The organism is Dyella sp. RRB7, assembly GCF_022761115.1.
Taxonomy (GTDB): domain Bacteria; phylum Pseudomonadota; class Gammaproteobacteria; order Xanthomonadales; family Rhodanobacteraceae; genus Dyella.
Genome location: NZ_JAKWJS010000013.1, coordinates 1 through 5,584, shown reverse-complemented (window position 1 = coordinate 5,584; position 5,584 = coordinate 1). Strand labels below are relative to the sequence as shown.

The 5,584-nt window shown below is 54.2% G+C and carries 2 tRNA genes and 3 rRNA genes; all 5 read right to left on the bottom strand.

The annotated features are described in order from the left end of the window. Window positions 1–60 precede the first annotated feature (60 nt). The 5 genes from rrf to MJ606_RS18180 all read right to left on the bottom strand — a co-directional run bounded on the left by rrf (window position 61) and on the right by MJ606_RS18180 (window position 5,323). Window positions 61–173, bottom strand: a 5S ribosomal RNA gene (gene rrf / locus MJ606_RS18200). Between the two features lie 154 nt (window positions 174–327). Next, a 23S ribosomal RNA gene (locus MJ606_RS18195) occupies window positions 328–3,207 on the bottom strand. 214 nt (window positions 3,208–3,421) lie between these two features. Further along, window positions 3,422–3,497 (bottom strand) — tRNA-Ala (locus MJ606_RS18190). 11 nt (window positions 3,498–3,508) lie between these two features. Next, window positions 3,509–3,585: transfer RNA gene (locus MJ606_RS18185), tRNA-Ile, on the bottom strand. Between the two features lie 193 nt (window positions 3,586–3,778). Further along, a 16S ribosomal RNA gene (locus MJ606_RS18180) occupies window positions 3,779–5,323 on the bottom strand. The 16S, 23S and 5S rRNA genes sit together here with 2 tRNA genes alongside, the layout of an rRNA operon. Window positions 5,324–5,584: the final 261 nt, after the last annotated feature.

Sequence of the window (5,584 nt, the reverse complement as noted above, 5' to 3'; positions counted from 1 at the left end):
TTTTCAAAAGGAGCAAAGACAAACGCCTTCCCGGCTGGGAAGGCGTTTGAGGGATAAAGCCCCTGGCGGTGACCTACTCTTGCATGAAAGTTCACACTACCATCGGCGCAGCTGCGTTTCACTTCCGAGTTCGGGATGGGATCGGGTGGGACCACAGCGCTATAGCCGCCAGGGAAAGGGTGGGGACAGCGCAAAGGATGCGCGCGTCCCGCAAAGGGGTAAACGAGTGACAAGTGCCGAGGTGAAATCGGGTCGAGATGGTTCGTTGAAGCGAGCTCTTCCTGCTTGCGCAGGGGAAGCGCGTTAAACAAAGCGTCTTGGGGTTATATGGTCAAGCCGCACGGCTCATTAGTACGCGTAAGCTCAATGCATTGCTGCACTTCCACACCGCGCCTATCAACCACCTAGTCTTGATGGTGCCTTAAGGAGACTCGAAGTCTCGGGAGATCTCATCTTGGGGCGTGCTTCCCGCTTAGATGCTTTCAGCGGTTATCACTTCCGTTCGTAGCTACCGGGCAATGCCATGGGCATGACAACCCGAACACCAGCGGAACGTCCACTCCGGTCCTCTCGTACTAGGAGCAGCCCCCCTCAAATCTCCAACGCCCACGACAGATAGGGACCGAACTGTCTCACGACGTTCTGAACCCAGCTCGCGTACCACTTTAAATGGCGAACAGCCATACCCTTGGGACCGGCTACAGCCCCAGGATGTGATGAGCCGACATCGAGGTGCCAAACACCGCCGTCGATATGAACTCTTGGGCGGTATCAGCCTGTTATCCCCGGAGTACCTTTTATCCGTTGAGCGATGGCCCTTCCATACAGAACCACCGGATCACTAAGACCTACTTTCGTACCTGCTTGATCCGTCGATCTCGCAGTCAAGCACGCTTATGCCTTTGCACACAGTGCGCGATGTCCGACCGCGCTGAGCGTACCTTCGTGCTCCTCCGTTACTCTTTGGGAGGAGACCGCCCCAGTCAAACTACCCACCACACACGGTCCCTGATCCGGATTACGGACCTAGGTTAGAACGTCAAGCACTTCAGGGTGGTATTTCAAGGATGGCTCCGCCGAAACTAGCGTCTCGGTTTCATAGCCTCCCACCTATCCTACACAGAAGAACTCAACGTTCAGTGTGAAGCTGTAGTAAAGGTTCACGGGGTCTTTCCGTCTTGCCGCGGGAACGCTGCATCTTCACAGCGATTTCAATTTCACTGAGTCTCGGGTGGAGACAGCGCCGCTGTCGTTACGCCATTCGTGCAGGTCGGAACTTACCCGACAAGGAATTTCGCTACCTTAGGACCGTTATAGTTACGGCCGCCGTTTACTGGGGCTTCGATCAAGAGCTTCGCCTTGCGGCTGACCCCATCAATTAACCTTCCAGCACCGGGCAGGCGTCACACCCTATACGTCCACTTTCGTGTTTGCAGAGTGCTGTGTTTTTGATAAACAGTCGCAGCGGCCAGGTTACTGCGACCCTTCTCAGCTCAGCTACGCATGTAGCCACCAAAAAGGGCGCACCTTCTCCCGAAGTTACGGTGCCATTTTGCCTAGTTCCTTCACCCGAGTTCTCTCAAGCGCCTTGGGATTCTCACCCTGCCTACCAGTGTCGGTTTACGGTACGGTTTCTCTTAAGCTGAAGCTTAGTGGCTTTTCCTGGAAGCGTAGTATCAGTCACTTCGTCCACATAGGACTCGTCTCGGTGCTCGGCATAAAGAGGGCCGGATTTGCCTAACCCTCATGCCTACCGCCTTTCCCCGGGACAACCAACGCCCGGTAGACCTAACTTTCTCCGTCCCCACATCGCACTTAAGAGAAGTGCTGGAATATTAACCAGCTTCCCATCGACTACGCATTTCTGCCTCGCCTTAGGGGCCGACTCACCCTGCGCCGATGAACGTTGCGCGAGGAAACCTTGGGCTTTCGGCGTGGGGGCTTTTCACCCCCATTATCGTTACTCATGTCAGCATTCGCACTTCCGATACCTCCAGCAAGCTTCTCAACTCACCTTCACAGGCTTACGGAACGCTCCTCTACCGCGCACACAAAGTGTGCACCCCGAGCTTCGGTGTATAGCTTAGCCCCGTTAAATCTTCCGCGCAGACCGACTCGACCAGTGAGCTATTACGCTTTCTTTAAAGGGTGGCTGCTTCTAAGCCAACCTCCTGGCTGTCTATGCCTTTCCACATCGTTTTCCACTTAGCTATAACTTTGGGACCTTAGCTGCGGGTCTGGGTTGTTTCCCTTTTCACGACGGACGTTAGCACCCGCCGTGTGTCTCCCGTACATTCTGTCCTGGTATTCGGAGTTTGCCATGGTTTACTAAGCCGCGATGGCCCGCTAGCCATAACAGTGCTCTACCCCCAGGAAGATTCATACGAGGCGCTACCTAAATAGCTTTCGAGGAGAACCAGCTATCTCCGAGTTTGTTTAGCCTTTCACTCCTATCCTCAGCTCATCCCCATCTATTGCAACAGATGTGGGTTCGGTCCTCCAGTGCGTGTTACCGCACCTTCAACCTGGCCAAGGATAGATCACTCGGTTTCGGGTCTACTGCCAGAGACTATGCGCCCTATTCAGACTCGGTTTCCCTTCGCCTCCCCTATACGGTTAAGCTTGCCACTGACAGTAAGTCGCTGACCCATTATACAAAAGGTACGCAGTCACCCTTGCGGGCTTCCACTGCTTGTACGTATACGGTTTCAGGGTCTATTTCACTCCCCTCTCCGGGGTTCTTTTCGCCTTTCCCTCACGGTACTAGTTCGCTATCGGTCAGTCAGGAGTATTTAGCCTTGGAGGATGGTCCCCCCATGTTCAGACAGGGTTTCTCGTGCCCCGCCTTACTCAATTTCACTTCTAATGCCCTTTCGCCTACGGGGCTATCACCCGCTATGGCCGGCCTTTCCAAACCGTTCGGCTAAAACACTAAAAGCTTTTGGGCTAGTCCGCGTTCGCTCGTCGCTACTGACGGAATCTCGGTTGATTTCTTTTCCTCCGGGTACTTAGATATTTCAGTTCCCCGGGTTCGCTCTGCATAGCTATGTATTCACTATGCAGTACTCCTTGCGGAGTGGGTTTCCCCATTCGGACATTGCCGGATCAAAGCTTGTTGCCAGCTCCCCGACACTTTTCGCAGGCTGCCACGTCCTTCATCGCCTCTGACTGCCAAGGCATCCACCGTATACGCTTGGTCGCTTGACCATATAACCCCAAGTCGCCTCGGGGCCAGATCCATTCAAGGATCCATGCCAAACAACGCATCGCTTAATTGCCTCAACGACACATCTCAGTTCGGTTTCGAACCAAGACACTTGTCACTCGTTTACGTTTTCAAAGAACACAAGAACGGCCACAGTGCCGCCTCGTTTCTAAATCTTTATGTGTGCGCTGCCTTCATTTCACGTCTGTCACCAAATGGTGGAGCCAGTCAGGATCGAACTGACGACCCCCTGCTTGCAAAGCAGGTGCTCTCCCAGCTGAGCTATGGCCCCAAGTGATTTGGTGGTGGGTCTGGGAGGACTCGAACCACCGGCCTCACCCTTATCAGGGGTGCGCTCTAACCACCTGAGCTACAGACCCGGGAACCTTTGTACCTCAACAAGCAAAACCGCCTGTCGACGTTGCCGTCGAGCGAGATTTTGTTGAAGAGTCCGACCAGGGACGGTCGGTTTCGCTTTCCGTGGCATGGATGCCACGTGAAGCAAACACTTCGCGTGAAATAAAGCAGGTGTCTTGTGTGGACGTCTTGCAGCAGCGAAAGCTGCCTATCTCGAAAGGAGGTGATCCAGCCGCACCTTCCGATACGGCTACCTTGTTACGACTTCACCCCAGTCATGAACCACTCCGTGGTCGTCGTCCCCCTTGCGGTTAGACTAACGGCTTCTGGAGCAACTCACTCCCATGGTGTGACGGGCGGTGTGTACAAGGCCCGGGAACGTATTCACCGCAGCATAGCTGATCTGCGATTACTAGCGATTCCGACTTCACGAAGTCGAGTTGCAGACTTCGATCCGGACTGGGATCGGCTTTCTGGGATTGGCTCCACCTCGCGGTATTGCAACCCTCTGTACCGACCATTGTAGTACGTGTGTAGCCCTGGCCGTAAGGGCCATGATGACTTGACGTCATCCCCACCTTCCTCCGGTTTGTCACCGGCAGTCTCCTTAGAGTTCCCACCATTACGTGCTGGCAACTAAGGACAAGGGTTGCGCTCGTTGCGGGACTTAACCCAACATCTCACGACACGAGCTGACGACAGCCATGCAGCACCTGTGTTCTGATTCCCGAAGGCACTCCCGCATCTCTGCAGGATTCCAGACATGTCAAGGCCAGGTAAGGTTCTTCGCGTTGCATCGAATTAAACCACATACTCCACCGCTTGTGCGGGCCCCCGTCAATTCCTTTGAGTTTCAGTCTTGCGACCGTACTCCCCAGGCGGCGAACTTAACGCGTTAGCTTCGACACTGATCTCCGAGTTGAGACCAACATCCAGTTCGCATCGTTTAGGGCGTGGACTACCAGGGTATCTAATCCTGTTTGCTCCCCACGCTTTCGTGCCTCAGCGTCAGTGTTGATCCAGATGGCCGCCTTCGCCACTGATGTTCCTCCCGATCTCTACGCATTTCACCGCTACACCGGGAATTCCACCATCCTCTATCACACTCTAGCTTGCCAGTATCCATTGCCATTCCCAGGTTGAGCCCGGGGATTTCACAACAGACTTAACAAACCGCCTACGCACGCTTTACGCCCAGTAATTCCGATTAACGCTTGCACCCTTCGTATTACCGCGGCTGCTGGCACGAAGTTAGCCGGTGCTTATTCCTCAGGTACCGTCAGTTCCGCCGGGTATTAGCCGACAGCGTTTCGCTCCTGATAAAAGTGCTTTACAACCCGAAGGCCTTCTTCACACACGCGGCATTGCTGGATCAGGCTTGCGCCCATTGTCCAATATTCCCCACTGCTGCCTCCCGTAGGAGTCTGGGCCGTGTCTCAGTCCCAGTGTGGCTGATCATCCTCTCAGACCAGCTATCGATCGTCGCCTTGGTAGGCCATTACCCTACCAACTAGCTAATCGAACATCGGTCCGTCCAACCGCGCAAGGTCCGAAGATCCCCTGCTTTCTCCCGTAGGACGTATGCGGTATTAGCGTAAGTTTCCCTACGTTATCCCCCACGTCTGGGTAGGTCCCGATGCATTACTCACCCGTCCGCCACTCGCCACCCATGGTATTGCTACCACTGTGCTGCCGTTCGACTTGCATGTGTTAAGCATGCCGCCAGCGTTCAATCTGAGCCAGGATCAAACTCTTCACTTAAGTTGTCGATGGCCGAAACCATCTATCTTTCTGAAGGGTTGTCCCAACGTAAAACGTCATTGCTGACTTTTTGTGCTGGACCCTTGCATTGCTTTGGACAGTCATTCCGTCCACTGCAAGGCGTCCACACAAGTCACCTGCGCACACTGTCAAAGATCTCAATCACTTGCGATTCCTTCCGGATTTCGCGTCGGAACATTTCGTTCCGAGTGAGCCGCTCATCTTACATCGTTTTCCGTATCCGTCAACACCTTCAGCGAA